The 26,993-nt window shown below is 49.9% G+C and carries 17 protein-coding genes, 5 tRNA genes, 3 rRNA genes and 1 other RNA gene; 21 read left to right on the top strand and 5 right to left on the bottom strand.

Annotated features, from left to right (window positions below; translation table 11 throughout):
• Window positions 1–12 precede the first annotated feature (12 nt).
• Entirely contained in the window at window positions 13–900 is an 888-nt protein-coding gene (locus MCJ35_RS24675; RefSeq protein ID WP_025484757.1) for a LysR family transcriptional regulator, read from the bottom strand.
• Window positions 901–1,005: 105 nt separating this feature from the next.
• Here MCJ35_RS24675 and MCJ35_RS24670 point away from each other — a divergent pair, with 105 nt between their 5' ends.
• Window positions 1,006–1,881, top strand: coding sequence for an amidohydrolase family protein (locus MCJ35_RS24670; protein WP_025484758.1), 876 nt, complete (start codon window positions 1,006–1,008; stop codon window positions 1,879–1,881).
• A 70-nt stretch (window positions 1,882–1,951) separates the two neighbouring features.
• On the opposite strand, the gene nagB is transcribed toward MCJ35_RS24670, so the two are convergent.
• On the bottom strand, window positions 1,952–2,677 hold the full coding sequence (gene nagB, locus MCJ35_RS24665; RefSeq protein WP_008726547.1) for a glucosamine-6-phosphate deaminase: 726 nt from the start codon (window positions 2,675–2,677) through the stop codon (window positions 1,952–1,954).
• 369 nt (window positions 2,678–3,046) lie between these two features.
• Between nagB and MCJ35_RS24660 the strand changes: the two genes are divergently transcribed.
• Window positions 3,047–6,052, top strand: a complete 3,006-nt coding sequence (locus MCJ35_RS24660; RefSeq protein WP_025484759.1) for a DUF6128 domain-containing protein — start codon at window positions 3,047–3,049, stop codon at window positions 6,050–6,052.
• An 8-nt stretch (window positions 6,053–6,060) separates the two neighbouring features.
• Here MCJ35_RS24660 and MCJ35_RS24655 read toward each other — a convergent pair whose 3' ends face one another.
• Complete coding sequence (locus MCJ35_RS24655; RefSeq protein ID WP_008726542.1) at window positions 6,061–6,759, bottom strand: anaerobic ribonucleoside-triphosphate reductase activating protein; 699 nt, start codon at window positions 6,757–6,759, stop codon at window positions 6,061–6,063.
• A gap of 46 nt (window positions 6,760–6,805) precedes the next feature.
• On the opposite strand from MCJ35_RS24655, the gene tadA reads away from it, so the two are divergent.
• From tadA to MCJ35_RS24565, 18 genes are all read left to right on the top strand, one after another.
• The gene (gene tadA / locus MCJ35_RS24650; RefSeq protein ID WP_034577227.1) at window positions 6,806–7,465 is read left to right on the top strand and encodes a tRNA adenosine(34) deaminase TadA; all 660 of its coding nucleotides are present in this window, start codon (window positions 6,806–6,808) and stop codon (window positions 7,463–7,465) included.
• Window positions 7,466–7,486: 21 nt separating this feature from the next.
• Window positions 7,487–8,458 (top strand): Gfo/Idh/MocA family protein, encoded by a 972-nt coding sequence (locus MCJ35_RS24645; RefSeq protein WP_025484761.1) that lies wholly within the window; start codon window positions 7,487–7,489, stop codon window positions 8,456–8,458.
• A 151-nt stretch (window positions 8,459–8,609) separates the two neighbouring features.
• Window positions 8,610–8,871, top strand: an RNA gene (gene ffs / locus MCJ35_RS24640) — signal recognition particle sRNA large type.
• Between the two features lie 192 nt (window positions 8,872–9,063).
• Window positions 9,064–10,143: a 6-phosphofructokinase gene (locus MCJ35_RS24635; protein WP_025484762.1), complete on the top strand. Its 1,080-nt coding sequence runs from the start codon at window positions 9,064–9,066 to the stop codon at window positions 10,141–10,143.
• 24 nt (window positions 10,144–10,167) lie between these two features.
• Window positions 10,168–11,817 carry a DNA polymerase III subunit gamma/tau gene (dnaX, locus tag MCJ35_RS24630; RefSeq protein WP_025484763.1) on the top strand — a complete coding sequence of 550 codons (1,650 nt, stop codon included), beginning with the start codon at window positions 10,168–10,170 and terminating at the stop codon, window positions 11,815–11,817.
• A gap of 37 nt (window positions 11,818–11,854) precedes the next feature.
• Complete coding sequence (locus tag MCJ35_RS24625) at window positions 11,855–12,211, top strand: YbaB/EbfC family nucleoid-associated protein (protein WP_008726535.1); 357 nt, start codon at window positions 11,855–11,857, stop codon at window positions 12,209–12,211.
• Complete coding sequence (recR, locus tag MCJ35_RS24620) at window positions 12,211–12,807, top strand: recombination mediator RecR (protein WP_008726534.1); 597 nt, start codon at window positions 12,211–12,213, stop codon at window positions 12,805–12,807. The genes MCJ35_RS24625 and recR overlap by 1 nt, the downstream gene beginning before the upstream one ends.
• 88 nt (window positions 12,808–12,895) lie before the next feature.
• A complete protein-coding gene (locus tag MCJ35_RS24615) occupies window positions 12,896–15,646 on the top strand; it encodes a hypothetical protein (RefSeq protein WP_240299688.1) in 2,751 nt (916 codons plus the stop codon).
• Complete coding sequence (locus MCJ35_RS24610; protein ID WP_008726530.1) at window positions 15,643–16,470, top strand: Cof-type HAD-IIB family hydrolase; 828 nt, start codon at window positions 15,643–15,645, stop codon at window positions 16,468–16,470. The genes MCJ35_RS24615 and MCJ35_RS24610 overlap by 4 nt, the downstream gene beginning before the upstream one ends.
• A gap of 26 nt (window positions 16,471–16,496) precedes the next feature.
• Window positions 16,497–17,213, top strand: a complete 717-nt coding sequence (locus tag MCJ35_RS24605; protein WP_008726529.1) for a CvpA family protein — start codon at window positions 16,497–16,499, stop codon at window positions 17,211–17,213.
• Between the two features lie 585 nt (window positions 17,214–17,798).
• A 16S ribosomal RNA gene (locus MCJ35_RS24600) occupies window positions 17,799–19,329 on the top strand.
• A gap of 75 nt (window positions 19,330–19,404) precedes the next feature.
• Window positions 19,405–19,522, top strand: a 5S ribosomal RNA gene (gene rrf / locus MCJ35_RS24595).
• Between the two features lie 9 nt (window positions 19,523–19,531).
• A tRNA-Ile gene (locus tag MCJ35_RS24590) sits at window positions 19,532–19,605 on the top strand.
• 139 nt (window positions 19,606–19,744) lie between these two features.
• Window positions 19,745–19,817: transfer RNA gene (locus tag MCJ35_RS24585), tRNA-Ala, on the top strand.
• 234 nt (window positions 19,818–20,051) lie between these two features.
• Window positions 20,052–22,942 (top strand): 23S ribosomal RNA (locus tag MCJ35_RS24580).
• Together the 16S, 23S and 5S rRNA genes with 5 tRNA genes alongside form the textbook arrangement of a ribosomal RNA operon.
• A gap of 169 nt (window positions 22,943–23,111) precedes the next feature.
• Window positions 23,112–23,184, top strand: a tRNA-Asn gene (locus tag MCJ35_RS24575).
• Between the two features lie 25 nt (window positions 23,185–23,209).
• Window positions 23,210–23,281, top strand: a tRNA-Glu gene (locus MCJ35_RS24570).
• 91 nt (window positions 23,282–23,372) lie between these two features.
• Window positions 23,373–23,443 (top strand) — tRNA-Cys (locus tag MCJ35_RS24565).
• A gap of 196 nt (window positions 23,444–23,639) precedes the next feature.
• On the opposite strand, the gene MCJ35_RS24560 is transcribed toward MCJ35_RS24565, so the two are convergent.
• Both MCJ35_RS24560 and MCJ35_RS24555 read right to left on the bottom strand, forming a co-directional pair.
• Window positions 23,640–24,824 carry a tyrosine-type recombinase/integrase gene (locus MCJ35_RS24560; protein ID WP_025484766.1) on the bottom strand — a complete coding sequence of 395 codons (1,185 nt, stop codon included), beginning with the start codon at window positions 24,822–24,824 and terminating at the stop codon, window positions 23,640–23,642.
• A gap of 94 nt (window positions 24,825–24,918) precedes the next feature.
• Window positions 24,919–25,194, bottom strand: coding sequence for a helix-turn-helix domain-containing protein (locus MCJ35_RS24555; protein WP_240299687.1), 276 nt, complete (start codon window positions 25,192–25,194; stop codon window positions 24,919–24,921).
• A 640-nt stretch (window positions 25,195–25,834) separates the two neighbouring features.
• Here MCJ35_RS24555 and MCJ35_RS24550 point away from each other — a divergent pair.
• The gene (locus MCJ35_RS24550) at window positions 25,835–26,992 is read left to right on the top strand and encodes a hypothetical protein (RefSeq protein WP_025484769.1); all 1,158 of its coding nucleotides are present in this window, start codon (window positions 25,835–25,837) and stop codon (window positions 26,990–26,992) included.
• Window position 26,993 lies beyond the last annotated feature (1 nt).

The following is a 26,993-nucleotide window of genomic DNA, read 5'->3' as shown; positions in this document are numbered from 1 at the left end:
ACATTCCCGGATTCAGCCGGGAAGTGTCACTTCCAGGTCCCGGCATATTTCCTTCAGGTCTAAAAGGGCATTGGTGAAGAACTTATTCTTGTGGTACACCATATAAAACTTCCTTGACAGCGGACCGCCTTCAAGGGCTACCTCCACCAGGGAGCCATCCTTTAGTTCCTGTTCCACAATCCTTCTGGAGATGACGGTTATGCCGTAATTATTAATCACAGCCAGTTTGGTTGTCTCTGAATTATTGCAGAACCATGTGCTTTTTAAAATATGGTTATGGATTTCCATGAAATTAGTAAACAGTTCCGGCGTGCTGCTGGGCTCACGGGCAATGTAATTTTCCGCGCTGATTTCATCCAGGGTGGCATATCCGGTTTTTGCGAATTTATGGTCAGGGCTTACCACGAGGACCATCTCATCGTCAAGAAACGGTTCAAATATCAGGTCCGGGCTGGTGGGGAGACTTTCGACCAGCGCGATATCAAGTTCATTCCTGGCCAGGGAAGGCCCCAGATAGTCCGGCGTGTTGATGGATACCCGCACCTCGGCCTGAGGGTAATAGGATTGGAATTCATGAAGTATATGGTTCATCAGACAGGTGCCGATGGTAATGGTGGCCCCAATCTTGACTTCCGTATACGCGGTCGTATCATTCATCTGCTGTTCCAGTTCGCTGAACAGTGAGAGGATATGCTTTGCATAAAAAAGAAACTGGCTTCCGGCCGGTGTGATATAGATTTTTTTGGACAGCCGCTCAAAAAGCCGCACATTATAATGATTCTCAAGTTCAGAGATGGCCTGGCTTATGGCTGGCTGCGCAATATAAAGCTGCTTTGCCGCGGCGTGCATGTTAAGGGATTCGGCCACGGCAACAAAGATACGGAGATGGCGGAGGGTCATGGTCTGCTCCTTTCCGGTAATTGATAAGTAATGGCATATTATCTATATCAATATAATAATCTTTTTTATTAATTATATCAATGCTAAAACAAGGGGGAGTTTAGGATGGTAATTGATTTTAGGACAAGGCCTCCGTATAAGAGTTTTGTCACAAAGGGAAACTTCTTTCCCAGGCCCATGGAAGATGATTTTGAAAGGCCGGAAGATGTGCCGGGGATTTACAGGGATAGCATAGGAATCGAATCAGCCCGGCATGGGGATTTCCAGTTATACATGGAGGAACTGTCAGGATCCGGGATTGACATGCAGGTGGTGCAGGGGAGGAAGGTGCGCCCGGGCATGGCGACCGTGGACAATGAGGATGTGTGCCGCCTTCAGATGCAGTATCCAAAACAGTTCATATCATTTCCCGCAGTGGACCCCGCGGATGTGGAGGGGGCTGTGGCTGAGATTGAATATTATGTTAAGACATATGGGATTAAGGGGATTGCCATGGAGCCGGGATGGTCCATGCCCCCGGTCTACGTGGATGACCGGAAACTGGATCCGGTTTACGCTGCCTGTGAGGAACACGGCCTGATATGCGCATTTACATTAAGTGTCCTGGCAGGGGAGGATCTGTCATACTGCAATCCCATTGCGGTGCAGCACGCGGCCCTTCGTTTTCCCAGGGTTTCGTTCACGGTATCCCATGGCTGCTGGCCCTTTGTGGAGGAATTCCTCGGAACCGCCCTGCAGTGCATGAACGTATACTGCTATCCGGATTTTTTCTGTAACCTGCCCAACATGCCCTTTGCGGACCAGTTCGTGCGGGCGGCCAATTCATTCATGCGCTACCGGATGATGTTTGCCACCAGTTACCCGGTCAGGCCCTTAAAGCAGAGTCTGGAACAGTTCAGGGCGCTGCCCTTTGAACCGGAGGTACTTGAACTGCTTCTGCATGAAAATGCAGAAAGGCTGTTAGGATTAAAGGAAAGTTAACCATACTGCATATAAAAAGGGGATACTGTATATAAAAGGGGACTGCCTGGCGGCAATCCCCTTTCAGCAATTATAATTTAGCCATAGCAGCTTCGTCCGCAACCACAATCACATCGCTATGTAACTGCAGGATGGAAGCAGGAACCTCTGGTGTAACAGGTCCGCAGAGTACGTCATGAAGGATCTGTGCCTTGTCTGCACCGCTTACCACAAGAAGGATCTTACGGGCCTTCATGATGGTTCCGATACCCATGGTATAAGCCTGCTTCGGCACGTCGTCAATGGAAGCAAAGAAGCGCTTGTTGGCTTCGATGGTGCTCTGGGTCAGGTCTACGCAGTGTGTGGTCTGGGCGAAATCCTTATCCGGTTCATTAAAACCAATGTGGCCGTTGTGTCCAAGGCCCAGCAGCTGAAGGTCAACGCCGCCGTAAGCTTCAATCACTTTCTCATACCGGGAGCACTCTTTATCGCTGTCAGGCTCTGTTCCGTCCGGGACATTGGTATTCTCCATGTTAATATTAATGTGCTTGAAAAGGTTGTTATACATGAAATAGTAGTAACTCTGGTCATTATCCCTTGTCAGGCCCCTGTATTCATCCAGGTTCACGCTCCTTGTCTCAGAAAAATCCAGGTCGCCCTTGTTGTACCATTCAATCAGCTGCTTGTAGGTGCCGATCGGGGTGGAGCCGGTTGCCAGTCCAAGTACGCAGTCAGGTTTTAAAAGGACCTGTGCGGAGATGATGTTGGCTGCCTTGCGGCTCAAGTCGTCATAATCTTTTGCTTTGATGATTCTCATAATAATTGCCACCTTTCCATACATTAATAATAGTTGCGGATGTCCGCCTGCCGCAGGATGTGTCTGAAAATCCGTGTCTGAAAATCCATTCCCTCCATCTGCCCTAAGGATCTGCTAAAGGTATCCCCATAGGACAAAAGTGGGACGTACAGCTGACAGCTGACGGAAAGCAGTTTTCAAACACGTCTCAGGACAAAACATGCCTAAGAAAACGTCCGGACATCAACTTGGAAAAAATTTTTATTTCTGTTTAAATATAGGATAACATTTTCCTAACATACTTTCAAGGGGTAATTGCATAAAATATTTATAAAAGCAGATAGGCCGTTTTCGGGGCAGCTGCAGACTATGGGTGCGAGGAGTGAAAATATGACCAATTATCGGAGATTGATATCTTATATCTATGCCTACGAAGGGGAAGTCAAGGGCAAAAATATCGGGTTTGCCAAGCTGGAGTCCAGGAACGGGCAGTGCAAGCTCAGCGTAAATGTGAAGAAAGTCTACGTGGGAAGCAGCGACCTTGGGGTTTATCTGCTGGCTCCGGGCAAGGAGATACTGCTGGGCAATATATTCATCAGGGGTGGTTCCGGGGAATTCAGGGCAGTGGTTTCCGTGGAAAATGCTGCCGACTCCGGATACAGCATGGACCACTGCTACGGCCTGACCATCCATGAAGCAGACGATTCATGGCGCGCATATACAACTATCTGGGAGGACGCCGTTGCCCATGCGGCAGAGGTGGAATTGGCGGACGTGACCTCAGGCAGGCTGGGGGATGCCGAGCAGCAGATACATAAAAAGGTGGAGGAACTGGCCAGGGAGATTGGCGATAAGAAGATTCCCCTTCTGGAGTCATCCAGAAACATGGAAACGGTTGTCAGCGGAAAAACGGATGTTCCGGGCCCAGGCGGTAAGGAGAAGGCTGGGACTGGGACGGATGAATTGCAGATGGCTGGGGCTGATGATGCGCAGATGGCTGGCGCTGAATCTGTGGACATGGAACTGGCTGAGGGGACGGACGGGATGGAATCCCTGGATGGAGCGGTGTCTGGTGCCGGATTCGCAGGAGAGGAGTTGGCTGGTGCCGGAACCGCAGGAGAGGTACCTTTGTATGGGGAGAGGCCTGGTGTAAAAGCTATGGGAGCAGGGCTGGCGGATGCGGAATCTCTGTATGGGAAGAGGCCTGGTGCGGAATCCTCAGGCGTAGGACTGGCGGATGAGGGATTTGCGGGGCAGGAACTGCGTGATACAGAATCGGCAGGTGAGGAGCCTGCAGACGTGGCGACGGCTGGTGTGGGGTCTGCGGACGTGGCGATGTCGGGTACAAAACCTGAAGATGTGATGATGACTGGGGAATCCACAGATACGGAATCCGCGGATGTGGAACTGACTGGAACGGACATTGCAGATATGGAAGGAACTGATACAGGATTTTGCGGCGCAGAGGCAGATGGAACGCAGATAAGCGGCGGACGTGCAGACATAAACTTTGGAGATAACAAGCAGGTTAGCCAGGAACTGTCGGGTGAAATTCCGAGCGGTACCGCATTATCCGCAGGGACCGGGGCCATATTGGGAGAGGCAGTGCCAATGTCTGGTACCGGGGATTGTGATAGTCAGTCAGACGGACAGCAGTATGACCAGCAGGATAACCAGCTGTACGGTCAGACCACGGGCCAGCAAAACAGCCGTACATATGGCCAGACGGCGAGGTGGCAGAATAATCAGCCATATGGTGGGACTCGGGGTCAGCAGAATGGCTGCGTATATAGCCGTATTCCGGGTCGGCAGGATGACCGCGCATATAGCCCTATTCCGGGTCAGCAGAATAGCCGTATGGATAGTCAAGGACCCGGACGGCAATATGGTAATCCATATATCCAGGAAGGTAATCCACAGCCGGATTGGTCTGGGGAAAATACGGTTCAGGATGATGGACTGCCTGTATGGGGTGAGTCTGCCATGGGGACAGAAGCGGGAGCCGGATGCACGGAGAACCCGGATAATCAATGGTACCCGGATGGGGATACACAATCAGAAAACAATATGGGAAAATATGATGCTGCACAGCCTGAAATGGGAATGCAGCCAGATGTGGATAGGACTCAGATGTCTAATGGACAGACACGGACATGGCCTAGGGCAGGAGAGCGGATGAATATGGATGATTGGCCGGATTCCGGTACTCCGGGACAGCGTGAGGCGCTTCGGAGAGCAGGCCGTTATCCACGGGCCAATATCACTGTAAGGCAGAATGGACAGGGAGCTGCGCAGACACCAACATGGACTCCGGCGCCCTCTGATATGAATGCTCCCAATCAGGCAGCGGTGCCGTCAGACAGGAATGTTCCAGACCGGGCAGCGGTGCCGTCAGACAGGAATGTTCCAAACCGGGCATCGGTGCCGTCAGACAGGAATGTTCCAGACCGGGCAGCGATGCCGTCAGATATGAATGCTCCAAGCCAGACCGGGATGCCGTCTGATTCAAATATTCCAAACCAGTCCGCCATGCGCCCCGATACCAATATATCAGCAGGGAGTCCTGTTGCGGCAGATACCGATGTCCCGGTCCGCCCTGCCGTTCCAAACTGCCCCAACATGCAGAACCGAAGGGGAATGCAGCCCAGACAGAATATGAGATTCCATCGGGGAATGCCGCAAAGAGGTATTGCACAGCCGGAAGCGGAATCCGCTCCCCGGCAGTATAGAGAATCTGCCCCAAATGCAATGGATGGCCAGCCGGAGACACAGAATGCCCCGGCGGTTAACGCCCCGTTGACTAATACCACTGGGAGCAATGTTCCAGAAAGTAATGTCTCAGAGAACAATGTCTCAGAAAGCAATGTTTCAGAAGGCAATGCCTCAGAAGGTAATGCTTCAGGATATAACTCCCCCCAGGGCAATGCTCCCCAGGACAATGCCCTCCAGGAAGACATACTTCTGGGAAATCCCCAGGATCTTCAGCGGCTGGAACAGGAGGAGCAGGAAGACATAGGTCCACATAAGCTTTGGGAAGGATTCCGTAAGCGTTATCCCAAGATACAGGCATTCGACAGCACCAGCGGATGTGAGATACTTACCATCAAACCCCAGGATATCGGCCTTTTGCCAAGGGAAAACTGGAATTATGGAAATAACAGCTTCCTGCTTCACGGTTATTATAATTACCGTTATCTGATACTTGCACGTATCGGGAAGGAAGAACAGGGCAGGGTCCGCTATATTTTAGGAGTTCCGGGCCATTATTACAGCAATGAAAAATACATGGCGTCCATGTTCGGTTTCCCTCATTTTGTACTGTCGAAAAAACAGCCGTCACAGGACGGCCGCTTCGGATATTGGTATGCAGATGTAAGGATGGATAATCAGGATTAAAACACGTCCTAATAATCAATCCCGCGCAGGGACACCTGACCCACATAAGGACGGACCAGGTCCGCGAAAACCAGCATTTCATCTTTGGTAAAATCAGAATACACACCCGGAACCAGTACCTGTCCGGATTCCGTGAAACACTGCAGGTAATACCTGCGGCAGCCTTTGATCCACGGCCCGATATTGCTGAAATCATCAGCAGTATGAAGGCCGCGGACAACGGTTGTCCGGAATTCATAAGGTACGCTGCCGGACAAAAGGAAATCAATGCTCTCATCTATGTATTCCATATGCAGCCCCTGGACGCCGCAGACCTTCCCATAATTATCCCTGGAAGCCTTAATGTCCATGGCCACAAAATCCAGCAGTCCTTTCTGGCACAGATCCTTCAGCAGTCCGGGTCTGTATCCATTGGTATCCAGCTTTACTGCCAGCCCCATGGACCGGATGCGCCGGATGAAATCCTCCAAATCAGGCTGCAGGGTCGGCTCCCCGCCCGTAATACAGACTCCCTCCAGTATTCCCCTGCGCTTATGTAAGAAATCAAATATCTCTTCCTCTGTATAATCTTCCCCGGCCCCGCTGTCCAGCAGTTCGCTGTTATGACAGAACGGACATCGGAAATTGCATCCCCCTGTAAATATTGTACAGGCCACACGCTCCGGGAAATCCAGCAGTGTGGTCTTTTGCAGTCCACATATTTTCATGATATAATAAACCCATCCCTTTTCATTTTAAGACTTGTCTTATATAATGAAAAAGTATAACACAATCAGAGTTGAAAAAAAAGAGGAAGCACTGTCTATGGAAACAGATAAAATAAATCAGGCCCAACAGGACCAGGCATGCACACAGCAGCAGAAAGGGGAGCTGACCAGACGCAGGAACTGGGAAAAGAGGATGGAGCAGAAGCGTCTTGCAGCCATTAAGGCAGAGGAGGAGGAGCGGGAACAGCAGAGGGCGGACGAAGGGTTCATGGGTGAGGCAATCCGTCAGGCCCATAAGGCCGCAGCGCTTGGGGATGTGCCCATAGGATGCGTGATTGTCCGCCAGGGACAGATCATCGCCAGGGGATATAACCGCAGGAATGCAGATAAGAGCGTATTGTCCCACGCAGAAATCATTTCCATAAAAAGGGCATGTAAAAAGCTGGGTGACTGGCGGCTGGAAGACTGCACCATGTATGTTACCCTGGAACCATGTCCCATGTGCTCCGGCGCCATTGTCCAGGCCAGGATCCCGCGGGTGGTGATAGGCTGCATGAATGCCAAGGCAGGATGCGCTGGGTCGGTGCTGGACCTCCTGCATGAACCTGGGTTTAACCATCAGGTGGACACGCGCGCAGGTGTCCTGGGGGAGGAATGTTCCGGGATGATGAAGGAGTTTTTCAGGAAAATCAGGGAAGGCAGATAAAGGCCGGGAGGGAATCAGATGCTGAAGATAGGAATCATGGGTCTTGGTAAGATTGCAGGTAAGATGGTGCGTACCGCACAGGGGATGGAAGATGTATGCATACATGCCGTTGGTTCGCGCTCCCTGGAGCGGGCAGGGAGGTTTGCCGGAGAGCATGGAATCGGCAGGGCATACGGCTCATACGAGGAACTGGCCGCGGACAGCGAGGTTGACCTGATATATGTGGCAACACCCCATTCCCGCCATTATGAAGACATGAAGCTGTGCATTGGACACAGGAAAAATGTCCTGTGCGAAAAGGCATTTACCCTCAACGCCCCTCAGGCCCGGGAAGCGCTGGCCATGGCCCGGCAGGCGGGCGTGCTGTGTACGGAGGGAATCTGGACCAGATACCTGCCGTCCAGGAAGATGATTTCTGATATCATAAGCAGCGGGGCCATTGGAACGCCCGTTTCGCTGACAGCCAATCTGGGGTATGAGCTGACCGGGGTGGAACGGCTGATGAATCCGTCCCTGGGAGGCGGCGCCCTTTTGGATGTGGGTGTTTATGCAATTAATTTTGCCCTGATGGTTTTTGGGGAGGATTATGATTCCATCACCTCCGGGGCAGTATTTAACAGCCAGGGCGCAGATGTGTCGGAGGGAATCACCATTACATGGAGCGACGGCAGGCTTGCAGTACTGCATGCCACGGTCCTGGCTAATACGGACCGCCAGGGCACGGTCTTCGGGGACAAGGGTTTTCTGGTAATACATGATGTGAATAACTGTGCGCAGATTGACATATACGATATGGACCGGAAACTGGTGGAAAGCCATAAGACCCCGGAACAGATTACCGGATTTGAGTATGAGGTGGATGCATGCCGCAGGGCGATTGGGAGCGGAAGCACGGAGTGTCCCCAGATGCCTCATGCCTCTACCGTCCGTGTCATGGAGATGATGGACACAATCAGAGGCCAGTGGGGATACCGGTATCCCTGTGAAATGTGATAGGGGGCCAGGGAATCCTGTGTGATAGGAAGCCGGGCAATTCCCGCCCCTTGACAAAACCCCGCCCACAAGTTATACTTAACAGGCGGTTACACACAATGCATATCATACGCATGTTTTGTGTGGAACACCCAACCAAGTCATAAAGTTTCCACGCAGCCGGGGAGATAGCGGTGCCCTGAACCTGCAATCCGCTCCAGCAGGGGTGATACCTTGCCTCGGGCAACACGTTGCGGAGCTGCCTTATGTAAGTGGCGTTGACGTTTGGGTCTTACGCAACGGGAATCTGTGAACCGTGTCAGGGCAGGAATGCAGCAGCACTAAGCGGAACCTTCCGTGTGCCGTGAGGCAGCCTGGACCGAGTTAACTGCATGAGTAACGTCCGTGGCGATTGCACAAAGCAAGGTGCGTGGAATTTAAAATGGGATATAAATCTGGAGATGACAATTGTTGCCGGCAGATTTATGTCCCATTTCTTAATATTTCTGACAGATTCGTCCCTTAATTTATGCTTGCCCATGGACATCCTTTGCGTTATAATTACAAAATGGGTATAATAGAACCATTGACAAGTAAGCAATAGTTTGATATGGAGGAAGTGCAATATGAGAAGAATCGGAATGCTGACCAGCGGCGGGGACTGCCAGGCTCTGAATGCAACCATGAGAGGTGTGGCCAAATCCTTATACAACATGTTCGACGATGTGGAAATCATTGGTTTTGAAGACGGTTACAAGGGACTTATGTATGCGGATTACCAGATTATGAAATCATCTGACTTTTCAGGCATTTTGACCCAGGGCGGTACAATCCTCGGCACATCACGTCAGCCATTCAAGCAAATGCGCATTCCCGATGAAAATGGTTTGGATAAAGTAGAATCCATGAAACATACCTATAAAAAGCTGAAGCTGGACTGTCTGGTGGTATTAGGCGGCAACGGAAGCCAGAAGACAGCCAATATGCTCAGCGAAGAGGGACTCAACGTGGTTTCCCTTCCAAAGACAATTGATAATGACCTTTGGGGAACCGATATGACGTTCGGTTTTCAGAGCGCGGTGGATGTGGCTACCAATGCCATTGACTGCATCCACACCACGGCAGCATCCCATGGACGGGTCTTCATCGTGGAAGTCATGGGACACAAGGTGGGCTGGCTTACCCTGTATGCAGGACTGGCCGGAGGCGCTGATATCATACTTCTGCCGGAGATTCCATATGACATCAACATCGTATGTGACGCGCTGACCAAACGTTCCAAGGCTGGAAAACGTTTCTCCATCCTGGCAGTGGCAGAGGGGGCCATATCCAGGGAAGAAGCCGGCATGAGCAAGAAGGAATTGAAGGAAAAAAAGAAAAACAGCATGGTATATCCCTCTGTTGCCTATGAAATCGGGGCCAGGATCCAGGAGGTCACTGGCAGCGAAGTGCGTGTAACGGTGCCGGGACACATGCAGAGGGGCGGGGAGCCCTGCGCATATGACCGGGTCCTTGCCACAAGGCTTGGGGCGGCAGCAGCCAGGCTCATAGCGGACAAGGAATACGGCTATATGGTAGCTGTTAAAAATAATGATATTACAAAAGTGCCGCTTGCAGAAGTGGCAGGGAAGTTAAAGACAGTTGATCCGGACAGCTCCATGATCCGGGAAGCCAAGATGGTGGGAATCAGCTTTGGTGACGAATAAACCATGTAACAAGGAGTAATCAGAATGTCATACACGGCGTTATACCGCAAATGGCGTCCTGTCTCATTTGAGGATGTAAAGGGACAGGATCCAATCGTGCAGACCCTTAAAAACCAGATAACGTCGGAACGAATCGGCCATGCTTACCTGTTCTGCGGAACAAGGGGCACAGGTAAGACCAGTATTGCGAAGATATTTGCCAGGGCGGTCAACTGTGAGCATCCGGTGGACGCAAGCCCATGCAATGAATGTCCTACATGTAAGGCAATCCAGTCAGGTTCATCCATGAACGTGGTGGAGATTGATGCTGCATCCAATAACGGCGTGGAGAATATCCGCGATATCCGTGACCAGGTCCAGTATCCGCCCACGGAAGGAAGGTACAGGGTCTATATTATCGATGAGGTGCATATGCTTTCAATCGGAGCATTTAACGCACTGCTTAAGACACTGGAAGAACCGCCTTCCTATGTGATTTTCATACTTGCCACAACAGAGGTGCATAAGATACCCATAACCATCCTGTCCCGCTGCCAGCGCTATGACTTTAAACGGATTTCCCTGGAAACCATAGGGGACCGGTTACGGGAACTGACCCAGGCAGAGCACATTGAGGTGGAGGACCGGGCGCTGATGTATATTGCAAAGGCAGCCGACGGCTCCCTGCGTGACGGACTCAGCCTTCTGGACCAGTGCGTGGCCTTTCATTTTGGGAAGGTCCTGACCTATGACAATGCCCTGGAGGTGCTGGGCGCAGTGGATTCCAGCGTGTTCAGCCAGATGTTCGGCGCGGTTGTGGAAGGCAGGACCAAGGACTGTATCTGTACCCTGGAGGAAATCGTAATCCAGGGACGGGAACTGGGACAGTTTGTAAATGATTTCATCTGGTACATGAGGAACCTTCTCCTGATTCAGAGCGCGGATGACGCGGAAGGACTTCTGGATATGTCAGAGGAGAACTTAAAGCAGCTGAGGGAAGATGGGAAAAAGGCAGACGGCCCCACGCTGATGCGTTACATCCGGGTGTTTTCCGAACTGTCCAACCAGCTGCGCTACGCATCCCAGAAGCGGGTGCTGGTGGAGGTGGCCCTGATTAAACTGACCCGCCCGTCCATGGAACCCAATCTGGATTCCATCCTTCAGCGCCTGGCTGAACTGGAAGAACAGATGGAAGACCTGGAAGCCGGGCGCATGGCAATCCCCATGACAGCGCCGGCTTATATGGCTGCCGGCACAGGAACCACGGCAGCGGGAAGCCCTCCGGGGCCGGTTCCCCAGGCCCAGTCCGCGCAGGCTCTGGCAGAGCCTGAGATTCCGGCGGAAAAAGTAAGCCTGCCCAAGGCCCAGCTGGAGGATTTAAAACTGGTCCGCAACGAGTGGGCCAAGATTGTCCGCAGCATAGGAGGGGGAGCCAAATCCTATCTCAGGGATACGGTGGTGGAACCCGGAGGCGAGGGATGCCTTACCATCGTGTTCATGGATTCCATGAATTACGATATGGGCAAGCGGCCCACTGTGATTGGGGAACTGGAGCGGTATGTGGAAGCCAATTATGGCAGGTCCATTTACTTTAAGACAAGGCTGGCCGGCAAGGGTGAGAGGCTGAACACCATATATATAACAGAAGAAGAGCTGGAAGATAAGATTCATATGGATATTACATATGAAGATTAATAATAATAAATAACAGATTGTATAGGAGGAATACACCATGGCAAAACGTGGCGGATTTCCAGGCGGAATGCCTGGCAATATGAATAACCTTATGAAGCAGGCGCAGCGCATGCAGCGCCAGATGGAAGAGGCGACCAAGGAACTGGAGGCAAAGGAATACACAGCCACATCCGGCGGAGGCGCTGTAAGCGTGACCGTTTCCGGCAAGAAAGAAGTTGTATCTGTGAAGTTATCCGAGGAAGTAGTGGACCCGGATGATATTGAGATGCTGGAGGATCTGATCATGGCAGCTACCAACGAGGCATTCCGCCAGATGGAAGCAGAGAGCAGCGAGGCCATGTCCAAGCTGACAGGCGGACTGGGCGGGGCATTAGGCGGAGGTCTTCCTTTCTAATGGATTATTACAGCAGTCAGATTACCAAATTAATAGAAGAGCTGTCCAAGCTTCCGGGAGTTGGCGCCAAATCGGCCCAGCGCCTGGCATTTCATATCATCAACATGCCCAAGGAGCAGGTGGAGGAACTGGCCGGAGCCATGACCGGGGCCAGGAATAATGTGCGCTACTGCAAGGAGTGCTTTACCCTTACGGATAAGGAACTGTGCCCAATCTGCAGCAGCGACAGGAGAAACCACAAGACCATCATGGTGGTTGAGAATACCAGGGATCTGGCTGCTTATGAGAAGACCGGCAAGTATGATGGTGTCTACCATGTACTTCACGGAGCCATCTCCCCAATGCTGGGAATTGGCCCAAATGATATTAAACTCAAGGAATTGATGCAGCGGCTTCAGTCCGATGTTGAAGAAGTCATCATTGCAACCAATTCCAGCCTGGAAGGTGAGACAACAGCAATGTATATCAGCAAGCTGATTAAGCCCACCGGGATCAAGGTTACCAGGATTGCCAGCGGGGTTCCCGTTGGGGGGGATTTGGAATACATAGATGAAGTAACGCTTCTTCGGGCATTGGAAGGCAGGACCGAAATCTAGTGCTGGACGGCGCAGACAGGCCAAGATGGCGCCAGTACTTGAGACAGGGATTTCCATACCGGGAACTAGCTATAGGGAGATGCAAAAGATGGATAAATACGAGTTTAACATTAAAGTTGAGCAGATAAAGAAGATGGTAAACAAAGGCGACTATGAGACAGCCATGAAGATTGCGGACACCATTGACTGGCGCAGGGTGCGCAATGTCAATATCCTGTCCATGGTAGCCACCATATACGAGAAAAATGGAGAGTACCAGGAGGCCAAGGATATCCTGCTGCTTGCATTTGAACGTGCCCCTATCGGCAAACGCCTGCTGTTTAAACTGGCGGAGCTGGCCATAAAGGAGGGCAGCACCAGGGAGGCAGAAGATTATTACAGGGAGTTCTGCGACCTGGCCCCGGATGATCCCAGGCAGTATATACTCCGGTATATGATCCTGGGGGCCAAAGGTGCGCCGGTGGAGCAGTTAATCCATACCCTGGAACAGTACTGCGGCATTGAGCTGGATGAGAAGTGGCTTTATGAGCTGGCAGAGCTGTACGCGGAAGCCGGCATGGGCGATTTGTGTATCATGGCCTGTGATAAAATCATGCTCATGTTCGGTCTGGGTAAATATGTGGAAAAGGCCATGGAGCTGAAGATACAGTTTGCCCCGCTTACCACATACCAGATGGATTTAGTGGAAAACCGGGATAAATATGAAGCAAAACTCCGGGCAGTTGAAAAAGAATACCGCATGGGTAAGCCGGTTGGAAGCCATGACGATATTCCTCAGGACGGCCGGCATAGGCATGAAGCGGAGGATGGCTATCCATCCAATGACACAGGCCGCAGGGAAGCCGCGTTTACCAGAGAGCCTGGATATGAAGAAGGATATGAAGAGGAACCTTCCTATAGCAGGGAAGTCGTATATACCAGGGAACCTGGATACGGGGAGGAGCCGGAGTATGACCCGGAGGCAGGCTATGACGAGGAAGACGGATATGCCGGGGAAAACAGTTATGGCGCAGTAGAAGGGCATGCCGGTAACCAAGGGTACGCTGGAGAAGCCGGTTACGCGGAAGATCCGGAATATGAAGGGTACGCCGGGGAAGCAGTGTACGCTGAGGACCAGGAATATACCGGAGGAACCGGATATGCCCCTCACGAGGGGGATACCTCAGAGGCCGGATATGGAGCACATGGAGGTTACGACGCCGAGTCCGGATATGAAGCACATGAAGGTTACGATGCAGAGGCCGGATATGAAGCACATGAAGGTTACGGTGCAGAGGCCGGATATGAAGCACATGAAGGTTACGATGCAGAGGCCGGATATGAAGCACATGGAGATTACGGCGCAGAGGCAGGATACGGAGCACATGAAGGTTACGGCGCAAAGGCAGGATATGGAGTACATGAAGGCCATGGAGCAGAGGCCGGATATGCCCCACATGAAGGGGATGGCGAAGGCGCCGGGTATGCCGGAGATGATGGCGGGGAAGAGTCATATCTGCCTGAAGAAGACGGCGCATATGATGATAATGTGCAGGAATACAATGAGGAGCCCCCTGTCCATGCCCAGGTAACCATTGAGCCGGAGGAAGCCGTGACAGGGCACCAGGAGTGGATGCCGCAGGAGAACCCGGACGCAATGACGGACAAGGCTCTGAAAGCGCGTATACATGAAGCTGAAGTACAGGCCAACCTTGCCATGGAGATGTCCAGGATTTCCGGACAGGGATTTAAAAGGGAAGTGGAAATGGCCCAGACCCGTGTCCTCTCTGACATCCGCGACATCAACAAAAGTCCGGTCAGGCAGGCCCATCATCTTATGATAGAGGCGGACACGCCGCAGCAGGGACTTGACCAGGCTATAGAATCCTTGAAGAAGATACACAAGGAAACAGGGGCAAAAAACCAGGCTGCTAAAATCACAGGAGAGAAAATCAACAGCAAGGGCGTCTTCAATATCTCCGATAAGCTCACAGGCAAGGACCTGATAATTGAGGGCGCAGGCGATATGACGGAATCCATCCTTCAGGAACTTAACCAGCTTATGGCAAGGGATGAAACCGGAATGAATGTGGTCCTGATTGACACGGCAGAGCGTCTGGCAGGCCTGCACAGGATATATCCCGGGCTGGCAAAACGGTTTGAGTATATCGGGACATCCATGCCGCCTAAGGAAAATGAATATGAGGCACCGAAAGAGGACACGCGCCCGGTAAGGCAGGTGCAGGTGAAGCGGCAGGACAAGCCGCAGCCGGCCGTACGTACCACGGAGCGGCCGCATCCGGCGCAGGAGGAGATGAAACCTGCTGAACAGGAACAGCAGCCCCGCCAGCAGCCGGTCCAGGAAATGATTAAGCCTGAAAGAAGACCTGAACAGCAGAAACCGGTTACCAGAATGCCGCAGCCCCAGGCTGATTTGGTACAGAAGGAAAAGGCAGCTGAAACAGGTAAGAAGATGAATCAGACAGTCCCTGCATCTGTTAAGAGGGATGCGGCAATTCCTGTCCCGGTCAAGAAAGTACCGGACCCTGTTATTCCTGAGGAAGAGGAAATTCCTGATGATGAGGAGATGGATATCGATGAATTCGCCAAGTATGCATGCGAATATGCTGGCGACATTGACTGCAGCATTTCCGGAAAGAGCATGCTTGCCCTTTATGAGCGGATTGAAATCATGGAAGAGGACGGAATCCCTCTTACAAGGGTCAATGCAGAAGACCTTATCGAGGAAGCGGCTGACAAAGCAGAAAACCCCTCCTTCTTCAAACGCTTAACAGGGATATTCTCATCCAAGTATGATAAGGATGGACTTCTTATATTGAAAGAGGAGCATTTTATATGAAATCCGTAGGAATAATCGCACTTGATCTGGACGGTACTTTGCTGGACAGCCAGAAGCGCCTGTCAGAGCGTAATAAGGAAGCCCTGCTCAGATGTTCCGGCCTGGGAATCGAAATCGTCCCTACCACTGGAAGGGCGGTAGACGGCATCATGCCTGAAATCCGCAACCTGCCCGGTGTCCATTATGCCATCACGACCAACGGAGGGACGGTTGCCGACCTTGCAGGAGCCAAGTGCCTGACCAGATGCACGCTCTCCAATGAAAAAGCATTGGAAATACTGAATATCGTAAAAAAGTACAATGCCATGTACGATCCCTATATCGATGGAAGAGGTATCTCACAGCCGGAGTTCATTGACCATATGGCTGATTTTGGCCTTTCCGGTGTCATGCAGGACATGGTGCGGGCAACCAGGGATCTGGTGCCGGATGTAATACGCCATGTGGAGCAATGCAAAAGGGATGTTGAGAAGGTAAATATATACCTGGCTGATTTAAAGGACAGGGAGATACTCAGGGAAGAATTATCCTCAGTGGAAGGGATAATCATCAGCTCTTCCCTCTATAATAACCTGGAAATCAATGCCGAAGGCGCCACGAAGGGCAATGCACTTATGTGGCTGGCCAAACACCTTGGAATCAGCAGGGAGGACACCATGGCATTTGGCGATGGGGAGAACGATGTAACCATGCTCAAAGCCGCCGGAATCGGAATCGCTATGGGGAATGGCTTGGAGATAGCCAAAAATGCAGCTGACCAGGTAACCCTGACCAATGATGAGGATGGTGTTGCAGCAGCAATTGAGCGCCTGATATTAAACTGAAAATGAGACTGAAAGAAGCTTAACACATGATGATAGATAATTGGCTGTCCGTTGGGGCAGGTGTATTTCTGGTGGGCATGGTGCTCTACGGACATTACCGGGGGTTCCTGAAGCAGTGCGTATCCCTGGGAGCCCTGATCCTTACTATAGTTATAGTAAAAATGGCAACGCCCTATATGACTGGATTCATAAAAGATAATCCATCCATACGTCAAAGCGCGGCCAATGTCATATTGAACATATCAGGATGGGAGGAACCATCTCAGGAGGAAACCCAGCTTCCCTCATCCCAACGGCTTTTGATTGAGGGACTGAACCTGCCCCAGTCAGTAAAAGACGCATTACTGGAGAACAACAACAGTGAGATTTACAAAATGCTGGGCGTGGACCAGTTTGCAGAATACATCAGTATGTATCTGGCCGACATGCTCATCAATGCCATTGCGTCCATTGTACTGTTCCTGGCGGTCTATATATTGATACATCTGGTTGTCAGATGGCTGGACCTGATTGCCCGCCTTCCTATTTTGTATGGGCTGAACCATATAGCGGGGGCCCTCCTGGGACTGGCCCAGGGACTGCTCTTTCTGTGGGTGGCCGGATTTATCCTGAACCTGTTTTCAGCAACCCCTATGGGAAAAATGCTGGAGGAACAGGTGTATGCCAGTACATGGCTGACATTCCTATACCGATACAATCTGATAAACCTTATATTAGGAGGCATTGTGAAAGGAATCTTCTGATGAGAAATGACTAAGTTGTCCATATATTATGTTTAATTAAGACAAATAGCTGGAAAAAGTTGGGGACAACAGATTCCGGCTATTTTTTTAATAACCACAAAATATAGAAAAAATCAAAGAAAATAGGCATATTTAGTAGTTGTGAAATATCATGTAAAATTGTTTAAAAAAATGGTACAAATTCCCTTGACATATTGATTAAGTAGTGTTATATTATAGTTCCACCGCGAAAAAACGGCGGGGGAGTTTTCAAAAGAAAGCAAAAAAGTTGTTGACAGAATATGGAAACTGTGATATGATATAAAAGTTGCAGTCGAGAAACATGACAACAGCAAAACAAAAAAGTTGAAAAAGTTGTTGACAAAAGCAAATGCTTATGATATACTATCAAAGTTGCTGCTGAGACAGACAACAGACCAAGAACCTTGATAATTGAAGATTGAACAGTATGTAAAACCCTGAAAATTCTAAAAACAGAAGGCCTGGTTTGGGCCTTTGGATTTGAGAAAATTCAGAACAAAACCAAGTAATGAAGGTTAAAGATAACTAGCCAAGCTAAGTAGTCTGAAACCTGGAATCAGCTTTTAATTTGAGAGTTTGATCCTGGCTCAGGATGAACGCTGGCGGCGTGCCTAACACATGCAAGTCGAACGAAGCATCTTATAGGAAGTTTTCGGATGGAATATGGGATGACTGAGTGGCGGACGGGTGAGTAACGCGTGGATAACCTGCCTCACACTGGGGGATAACAGTTAGAAATGGCTGCTAATACCCCATAAGCGCACAGTACCGCATGGTACGGTGTGAAAAACCCAGGTGGTGTGAGATGGATCCGCGTCTGATTAGCCAGTTGGCGGGGTAACGGCCCACCAAAGCGACGATCAGTAGCCGACCTGAGAGGGTGACCGGCCACATTGGGACTGAGACACGGCCCAAACTCCTACGGGAGGCAGCAGTGGGGAATATTGCACAATGGGCGAAAGCCTGATGCAGCGACGCCGCGTGAGTGAAGAAGTATCTCGGTATGTAAAGCTCTATCAGCAGGGAAGAAAATGACGGTACCTGACTAAGAAGCCCCGGCTAACTACGTGCCAGCAGCCGCGGTAATACGTAGGGGGCAAGCGTTATCCGGATTTACTGGGTGTAAAGGGAGCGTAGACGGCGATGCAAGTCTGAAGTGAAAGCCCGGGGCTCAACCCCGGGACTGCTTTGGAAACTGTGTGGCTGGAGTGCAGGAGAGGTAAGTGGAATTCCTAGTGTAGCGGTGAAATGCGTAGATATTAGGAGGAACACCAGTGGCGAAGGCGGCTTACTGGACTGTAACTGACGTTGAGGCTCGAAAGCGTGGGGAGCAAACAGGATTAGATACCCTGGTAGTCCACGCCGTAAACGATGAATGCTAGGTGTCGGGGGGCAAAGCCCCTCGGTGCCGCCGCTAACGCAATAAGCATTCCACCTGGGGAGTACGTTCGCAAGAATGAAACTCAAAGGAATTGACGGGGACCCGCACAAGCGGTGGAGCATGTGGTTTAATTCGAAGCAACGCGAAGAACCTTACCAAGTCTTGACATCCCCCTGACCGGACAGTAACGTGTCCCTTCCTTCGGGACAGGGGAGACAGGTGGTGCATGGTTGTCGTCAGCTCGTGTCGTGAGATGTTGGGTTAAGTCCCGCAACGAGCGCAACCCTTATCCTTAGTAGCCAGCATTTCGGGTGGGCACTCTAGGGAGACTGCCAGGGATAACCTGGAGGAAGGTGGGGATGACGTCAAATCATCATGCCCCTTATGATTTGGGCTACACACGTGCTACAATGGCGTAAACAAAGGGAGGCAGCCCTGCGAAGGTGAGCAAATCCCAAAAATAACGTCCCAGTTCGGACTGTAGTCTGCAACCCGACTACACGAAGCTGGAATCGCTAGTAATCGCGGATCAGAATGCCGCGGTGAATACGTTCCCGGGTCTTGTACACACCGCCCGTCACACCATGGGAGTCAGCAACGCCCGAAGTCAGTGACCCAACCGAAAGGAGGGAGCTGCCGAAGGCGGGGCAGGTAACTGGGGTGAAGTCGTAACAAGGTAGCCGTATCGGAAGGTGCGGCTGGATCACCTCCTTTCTAAGGAAGAAGAAGTAGGGGTTTTATATACTGTCCAGTTTTCTGATTATCAAAAGTCAAGGAAACAAAAAGATTTCCGGTGGCGATGCGCTTAGGGGACACACCCGTTCCCATCCCGAACACGATGGTTAAGACCTAAGCGGCCGATGGTACTATGCTGGAGACGGCATGGGAGAGCAGGTGGCTGCCGGATTTTCAAACCGGGCTTATAGCTCAGCCGGTTAGAGCGCACGCCTGATAAGCGTGAGGTCGGTGGTTCGAGTCCACTTAAGCCCACTAGGGTAACTGCGACCGGAACTCGCAAGAGGAAGCATCGCTTTAGCCCGCTGGTTCTGAAGTTCCTTCAGACATAATAAAATAACGTTTAAGAAGATAGGAATTGCCTCGTAAGAGGGAAGACCAGCATCCATGATATGGGGGTGTAGCTCAGTTGGGAGAGCACCTGCCTTGCAAGCAGGGGGTCAAGAGTTCGAATCTCTCCATCTCCATTCGGGATTGTCCTAACAGGACGGTCCCCATACGTACCTTGAAAACCGCATATTGAAAAAATGAATTGAGTATCCTAAGAAATTAGGATAAACAAGACATCCGAGGCCATACAAGCGATTGTATGGAAAGAAACAAACTTGTAAACGCGAAAGCGTTTAAGAAGAACCTAGAACCAAAGGGCCCAACGCTATGGGCCTTGACGGAAACCCGCACCCGCAGGTGGAAGTCGTTTTGGTTAAGCTAATAAGAGCGCAGGGTGGATGCCTTGGCACTAAGAGCCGATGAAAGACGTGATAAGCTGCGAAAAGCTTCGGGGAGGAGCAAATATCCTTTGATCCGGAGGTATCTGAATGGGGAAACCTGGCTGAGCAACCCTCAGTCGTCGTATGGTGAATACATAGCCATACGTCGGGAACCCGGTGAACTGAAACATCTAAGTAACCGGAGGAAGAGAAAGAAATATCGATTCCCAGAGTAGCGGCGAGCGAAATGGGAAGAGCCCAAACCAGCGTGCGTGCATGCTGGGGTTATGGACCGCATAAGTGAGCCGATCTGTTAATGGAACTGCCTGGGAAGGCAGGCCACAGAGGGTGAGAGCCCCGTACATGAAAACAGTAGGCAGCGGCGGTATCCAGAGTACCACGAGACACGAGAAACCTTGTGGGAAGTCGGAGGGACCACCCTCCAAGGCTAAATACTACTTAGTGACCGATAGCGCATAGTACTGTGAAGGAAAGGTGAAAAGGACCCCGGGAGGGGAGTGAAAGAGAACCTGAAACCCTGTGTTTACAAGCTGTGGGAGCACGTTAAGGTGCGACCGCGTACTTTTTGTAGAACGGTCCGGCGAGTTGCCGGTACTGGCAAGGTTAAGCACTTAAGGTGCGGAGCCGAAGGGAGACCGAGTCTTAAATGGGCGTCAAGTCAGTACAGGCAGACCCGAAACCGGGTGACCTATCCATGTCCAGGTTGAAGCGGAAGTAAAATTCCGTGGAGGACCGGATCCACATCCGTTGAAAAGGGTGGGAATGAGGTGTGGATAGGGGAGAAATTCCAATCGAACCCGGAGATAGCTGGTTCTCCTCGAAATAGCTTTAGGGCTAGCCTCGTATCAAGTTTAGCGGAGGTAGAGCACTGAATTCCTAAGGGGGCGTCAAAGCTTACCAAGGGATATCAAACTCCGAATGCCGCATAAATGATGTACGGGAGTCAGACTGCACGAGATAAGTTGGGTAGTCAAAAGGGAAAGAGCCCAGACCTACAGCTAAGGTCCCAAAGTGTGTGTTAAGTGGAAAAGGATGTGGGATTTCAAAGACAACTAGGATGTTGGCTCAGAAGCAGCCACACATTCAAAGAGTGCGTAATAGCTCACTAGTCGAGAGGTCCTGCGCCGAAAATGTCCGGGGCTGAAACACAACACCGAAGCTTAGGAATGTACGTGAGTACATTGGTAGAGGAGCATTCTTAAAGGGGTGAAGCAGTACCGATGAGGAGCTGTGGACCTTTAAGAAGAGAGAATGCCGGAATGAGTAGCGAGATGGAGGTGGGAATCCTCCAGGCCGAATATCCAAGGTTTCCAGAGTAAAGCTGATCTGCTCTGGGTAAGTCGGGGCCTAAGGCGAGGCTGGGAGGCGTAGCCGATGGACAACAGGTTGAGATTCCTGTACCATGCATCATCAGAACTGTGGGGACACAGAAGGACAACACATCCCGGGAATGGGAATACCGGGGCAAGCGGGGTAGGGGTACGGCTGGCAAATCCGCCGTGCAACCCGAAGACGTGACGCGGAGCGAACTGAAGTAGCGAAGTGTGTGATTCCGGCTGTCAAGAAAAGCCGCTATCGTGTGATGCATGCCCGTACCGTAAACCGACACAGGTGGATGAGGAGAGAATCCTAAGGCCGGCGGGAGAAGCATTGTTAAGGAACTCGGCAAAATGACCCCGTAACTTCGGGAGAAGGGGTGCCACAGAGATGTGGCCGCAGAGAATAGGCTCAAGCAACTGTTTAGCAAAAACACAGGTCTATGCAAAACCGTAAGGTGAGGTATATGGGCTGACGCCTGCCCGGTGCTGGAAGGTTAAGAGGAGAGGTTAGGGAAACCGAAGCTTTGAATTTAAGCCCCAGTAAACGGCGGCCGTAACTATAACGGTCCTAAGGTAGCGAAATTCCTTGTCGGGTAAGTTCCGACCCGCACGAAAGGCGTAATGATTTGAGCGCTGTCTCAACAATGCACCCGGTGAAATTGAAATACCAGTGAAGATGCTGGTTACCTGCGCCAGGACGGAAAGACCCCATGGAGCTTTACTCCAGCTTGATACTGGGATCCGGTGCTGCATGTACAGGATAGGTGGGAGGCTAAGAGATATGGACGCCAGTCTGTATGGAGCCATTGTTGGGATACCACCCTTGCGGTACTGGGTTTCTAACCTGCGCCCATGACCTGGGCGGGGGACAATGTCAGGTGGGGAGTTTGACTGGGGCGGTCGCCTCCGAAAGGGTATCGGAGGCGCTCAAAGGTTCCCTCAGGATGGTTGGAAACCATCCAAAGAGTGCAAAGGCATAAGGGGGCTTGACTGCGAGACTGACGGGTCGAGCAGGTACGAAAGTAGGACTTAGTGATCCGGTGGTATGAAAGTGGGATTGCCATCGCTCAACGGATAAAAGCTACCCTGGGGATAACAGGCTTATCACTCCCAAGAGTTCACATCGACGGAGTGGTTTGGCACCTCGATGTCGGCTCATCGCATCCTGGGGCTGTAGCAGGTCCCAAGGGTTGGGCTGTTCGCCCATTAAAGCGGTACGCGAGCTGGGTTCAGAACGTCGTGAGACAGTTCGGTCCCTATCCGGCGCGGGCGTAGGAGATCTGAGAGGAGCTGTCCTTAGTACGAGAGGACCGGGATGGACAGACCGCTGGTGTACCTGTTGGCCTACCAGGGCCATGGCAGGGTAGCCAAGTCTGGACGGGATAAACGCTGAAGGCATCTAAGCGTGAAGCCCCCCTCAAGATGAGATCTCCCATGCGTAAGCAGTAAGACCCCTTGAAGACGACGAGGTGGATAGGTTAGAGGTGGAAGTGCAGCAATGTACGGAGCTGACTAATACTAATCGGTCGAGGGCTTAACCAGAAGGTTCAGGGAGAAGCAGGAAGTTTGTCAGTTCGGTTTTCAATATGTGGTTTTGAAGGTATGTATTTTTGCATAAAATCAGCAAAAGTTTCATACAATATCTTCAGAAGGTACTTGATGAATCTTTGATTATAAAGTATAATAAAGACTCGGAGAGCACTTTTAATATTCCTCGATAGCTCAGTCGGTAGAGCACGCGGCTGTTAACCGCGCTGTCGTAGGTTCAAGTCCTACTCGGGGAGTTTTTCTATATATATTTATTTGCAAGGCCCCATGGTCAAGCGGTTAAGACATCGCCCTTTCACGGCGGTAACAGGGGTCCGAATCCCCTTGGGGTCATTTAATATAATATGGCGACGTAGCCAAGTGGTAAGGCACGGGTCTGCAACACCCTGCTCACTGGCTTCTAGCCAATATAAAAACTAAATACGGCGACGTAGCCAAGTGGTAAGGCACAGGTCTGCAACACCTCCATCACCGGTCCGAATCCGGTCGTCGCCTCTCTGAAAACCTCGAGAAACATTAATTTTTCGAGGTTTTTAAATTTGCATTGAGTCGGCGTTGAAACATTTAGACCCTTGCCTCCTGTCCTTTTTCTTATTCATTTTGCTGATAATATGATTTTTTGATGTATCGTTTAAAACCGTTTAAAAACGGATAAAAGTGTTTCATAAGGTGGAGATAAGGTGGACACTATTTAGCTTGCCAATAAGTCTACCAGATTAAGTTTTCCATCCTCATCTGTATGAAGATAAGTTTTCACCACAACATTATAATCATCACCCAACAATTCTGCTACAGCTTTTATTTCCTGATGGCTCTTTGTCTGGCGAAGTAGACGGGTGGCAAATGTATGCCGAAGCGCATGTGTCCCATAATGCGGTAGCCCCGCTTTTGTAAGGATTCGGTCAAGGGTGGTCTGAATATTACGGGCAGTAGGCAGAAGCCCGTTTTTTGTTGTGATTATTAGATCCTTACGAACCTTATTGGAAGCATAATGGCTAAGCATTAACTGAAGGCAGTCATCAGCTTCTTTATTTAAGGGAACCGTTCTTATGCTCCGTGGATACTTTGGGGCAGTCAGAATACGCTTTGTTTTTGTTGAGGCATTTTTATCACGATTTTTCACGGTGCTGACTGTTTCTGAAATGTGATAAGCGTGCCTGTCTCCCAAATCTCTTATACCGGCGGTAGATATTGCAAGCAATTCTCCTTCCCGAAAACCTGTATTGAGTCCAAAAACTAATAATGGGCCGTAACGATAAGCCAAGGAACCATCAGGCTTTCTCTCCAACGCAGTTTTGGTGAAAATAGGCAGATACTCATCTGGAATAATCTCAATTTCTTTTGTCTTCACTTCCAAAACAGATTCATCCGGCAGTTCAACAATTGATAACGGATCAAAATTTTTCGGCAAGTCCTTCATCTCCAGACCAAAACCAATCATTGCCTGTAAAAAAAGATATGCTTTCCGTATCGTAGATAAACTGTATTTGCATGCAAGGCTGTCAATAAAAGCCTGAATCTGCAGACCATCCAGATTACACATTAAAATTTTGGCAAGTTCACTCCCTTCTATCTGATTTTGAAATGTTCTTTCAAGACGATCTAGGCTTGTATTTTTAAATTTACCACGTTTGTTTTGCTGTTCTTTATAGTAAAGGAATTTTTCGCCATACTGTTTAACAGTAAGCTTTCTGGTACAGGCTTCACCAGTTTGGACAAGAAGCTTATATTTATCCATTCTGGCTTTGACCTCACTTTTGACATCACCAGTAAATTCTTTGCCTTGATATCTGGCAACCCATTTCCCTTTGCTATTTTTAAAGATAGTTCCATCGCCTTTGCTGCGCCTTGTTTTGGTCTTTTGTTCATTTGGCATTTCCTGCTCTCCTTTCGGAATAAGAAATCACCTTATAGGAAAGCTGCCAACCATTGTGACTCCATTATAGTATAGAGGTATATGGTTGACAACTTCAAAAATAAAGTTCCTTTCCAACATTTTTCTTCAAAAATTCCTGTATGGCTTTGGGAGAGGTAAAATAGTCCCTTCCTACTTTAGTAACAGGAAGCAGTTTGCTCTGTAACATTTCTCTGGTTTTTGTTTTTCCGATTCCGAGCATTTCGGAGATTTCTGCTATACTGTATTTCTTAAAATCATCATATTCAAAGGGGACAGTCTTGTTTTTTGCTATGGGAATCACCTCATTCCTAAAAACATATTGATAGAATATTCGCATACCTTCCCACACCGCTTCCTACGCCCTTTCCGGCCGCGTAAAGGCTGTACAGTGTACATTCAATCCCAGGGTACCAAGTTCGTATCCTATCCTAAAAGGCCAGGATATCCACAGGTATCCAGAGAACCCATATTCATGTGGGTGTATGCTATTAAATTGCCAAGGAACAATTACATTGCCGTTTCAGACCCTGCTGAAGAAGCAATCTGAAAATCAAGTAAAGGGAAGCTGCGATAAACTTGAAAAAAATTTGTAAAAACTATATTTAGATATTTGCGTTGACAATCCACAATATATTGTGATAGGATAAAACCGTAATTGATTTTTGTGCATTCCCTATAGGGAAATATGCAGGGGCATATGATGTGTGAAATGGAATTCCACACGGCACACGTTGTTTAAGTTGGAATGAAGTGTCAGGAAATACCATCAGTTCAGATGGCATTTTTTTGGCACTTTTTTTAGTTGCTGGAAGTGGATAAACTGCTTCCTCTGAAAAAATTTTGTGGATTCACCCACACGTTGTTAGGAAAGATGAGTCGAAATGGACATCTTTCCTTTTTTGTTGCCAGAAAACCCGTTAGGGTTCCCGCAGAGTGCGGCTGGATAGAAGCACCGGTTATTCCGGATAAAAAGAAAGGTGGAATGAATAATGGATGAAACAAGAGTGTATGCAGACAGTTTTCAGATGATGTTTGCGAAGCAGGAAGAATTTCTGGACTTCCTGAAAAGGATGGGAAGGAATTCTTTCTGGGACAGGAAAAAGTCAAAGGAACTGCGCCTGGTGGCATTTGATAAAGACAGCCAGGTAGCAGACAACCTGCGGCAGCAATATGCTGAGGACGGGCTGGATCCGGGAATCCTGGATGATACCCTGGAAAATACCGGGTTGCTTTTAAAAGTTAAAAAGCAGTATTACCCGGTAAGGGACTGTGCAGTTAAGACAATCCTTGACCGCGCGGGAATCTCAGGCCCGACGCTTAGGAAACTGGACAGAACAGTGTATGCCAGGATTTTGAACGACTGCCTAAGAGTGGCGCGGGGAGACGCCTTACTGCGTTTTTCCCAGGGGAAAGTTTCGGCCGTGTTGGGCGGTGATAGCCATGACTATGCGATATTGGATATGGAGCAGATTTTTATGTGTTCTGTTGAGTATCTGCAGAAGACGTTTAAGGGTTGCAGATACATTGGCGGTTTTTATGAACATTCTATGGCATCTGCTGTCTGGGAACTGGACGGAGAGGACGGATTTTTAAAGGCTTATAAAGACGAACTCCTTATGAATGGGGTAAACCCGCAGGACATGGATTTAAAGCCGGTGATCCGCGTTGCGACTTCAAACACAGGAGACAGCGGTGCCAATATCTATCCTATGCTGTTTACAGGAGCAGGTAGTAAAACAATACCGCTGGGGAATCCGTTGCGGTTAAAGCATAAGGGCGGAGCAACCATCCAGAAATTTGAAGAACAGCTGGGAATGATCTATGGGAAATATCAGTTTGCCATTGGCAATCTGACAAAACTTCTGTCGGTAGAGATTAAGAATCCTGTCAACTGCATGATCGGGGTTATGAAAAAGATCAATATCCCTCAGAAATACGGGATGGAGGCGGTTGAGCTTTTTAAAGCCCAATATGGAGAAGATCCATGCAGCGCCCATAATCTGTACTATGGGATATCAGAGGTCCTTTTCATGCTGGAGGTCAATGGCGAGGAGGGAAGCCGGATCTCTGCGATGGAAGAGAAAATCGGACGTGCATTAGGTGTAGAATGGAGCGATTATGATTTTCCAGGAGATGTAAAGTGGTAAA

Origin of the sequence: Enterocloster sp. OA13 (assembly GCF_022440595.1) — a bacterium.
Taxonomy (GTDB): domain Bacteria; phylum Bacillota; class Clostridia; order Lachnospirales; family Lachnospiraceae; genus Enterocloster; species Enterocloster hominis.
This window is presented reverse-complemented; position numbering and strand designations above follow the sequence as displayed.

Coding starts and splice junctions, on each gene's coding strand:
- MCJ35_RS24605 (WP_008726529.1), top strand. CDS start 16,497: ATGATGATAGATAATTGGCTGTCCGTTGGGGCAGGTGTATTTCTGGTG.
- MCJ35_RS24660 (WP_025484759.1), top strand. CDS start 3,047: ATGACCAATTATCGGAGATTGATATCTTATATCTATGCCTACGAAGGG.
- MCJ35_RS24560 (WP_025484766.1), bottom strand. CDS start 24,824: ATGCCAAATGAACAAAAGACCAAAACAAGGCGCAGCAAAGGCGATGGA.
- tadA (WP_034577227.1), top strand. CDS start 6,806: ATGAAAAAGTATAACACAATCAGAGTTGAAAAAAAAGAGGAAGCACTG.
- MCJ35_RS24550 (WP_025484769.1), top strand. CDS start 25,835: ATGGATGAAACAAGAGTGTATGCAGACAGTTTTCAGATGATGTTTGCG.
- MCJ35_RS24635 (WP_025484762.1), top strand. CDS start 9,064: ATGAGAAGAATCGGAATGCTGACCAGCGGCGGGGACTGCCAGGCTCTG.
- MCJ35_RS24615 (WP_240299688.1), top strand. CDS start 12,896: ATGGATAAATACGAGTTTAACATTAAAGTTGAGCAGATAAAGAAGATG.
- MCJ35_RS24675 (WP_025484757.1), bottom strand. CDS start 900: ATGACCCTCCGCCATCTCCGTATCTTTGTTGCCGTGGCCGAATCCCTT.
- MCJ35_RS24610 (WP_008726530.1), top strand. CDS start 15,643: ATGAAATCCGTAGGAATAATCGCACTTGATCTGGACGGTACTTTGCTG.
- dnaX (WP_025484763.1), top strand. CDS start 10,168: ATGTCATACACGGCGTTATACCGCAAATGGCGTCCTGTCTCATTTGAG.
- MCJ35_RS24655 (WP_008726542.1), bottom strand. CDS start 6,759: ATGAAAATATGTGGACTGCAAAAGACCACACTGCTGGATTTCCCGGAG.
- MCJ35_RS24670 (WP_025484758.1), top strand. CDS start 1,006: ATGGTAATTGATTTTAGGACAAGGCCTCCGTATAAGAGTTTTGTCACA.
- MCJ35_RS24625 (WP_008726535.1), top strand. CDS start 11,855: ATGGCAAAACGTGGCGGATTTCCAGGCGGAATGCCTGGCAATATGAAT.
- nagB (WP_008726547.1), bottom strand. CDS start 2,677: ATGAGAATCATCAAAGCAAAAGATTATGACGACTTGAGCCGCAAGGCA.
- recR (WP_008726534.1), top strand. CDS start 12,211: ATGGATTATTACAGCAGTCAGATTACCAAATTAATAGAAGAGCTGTCC.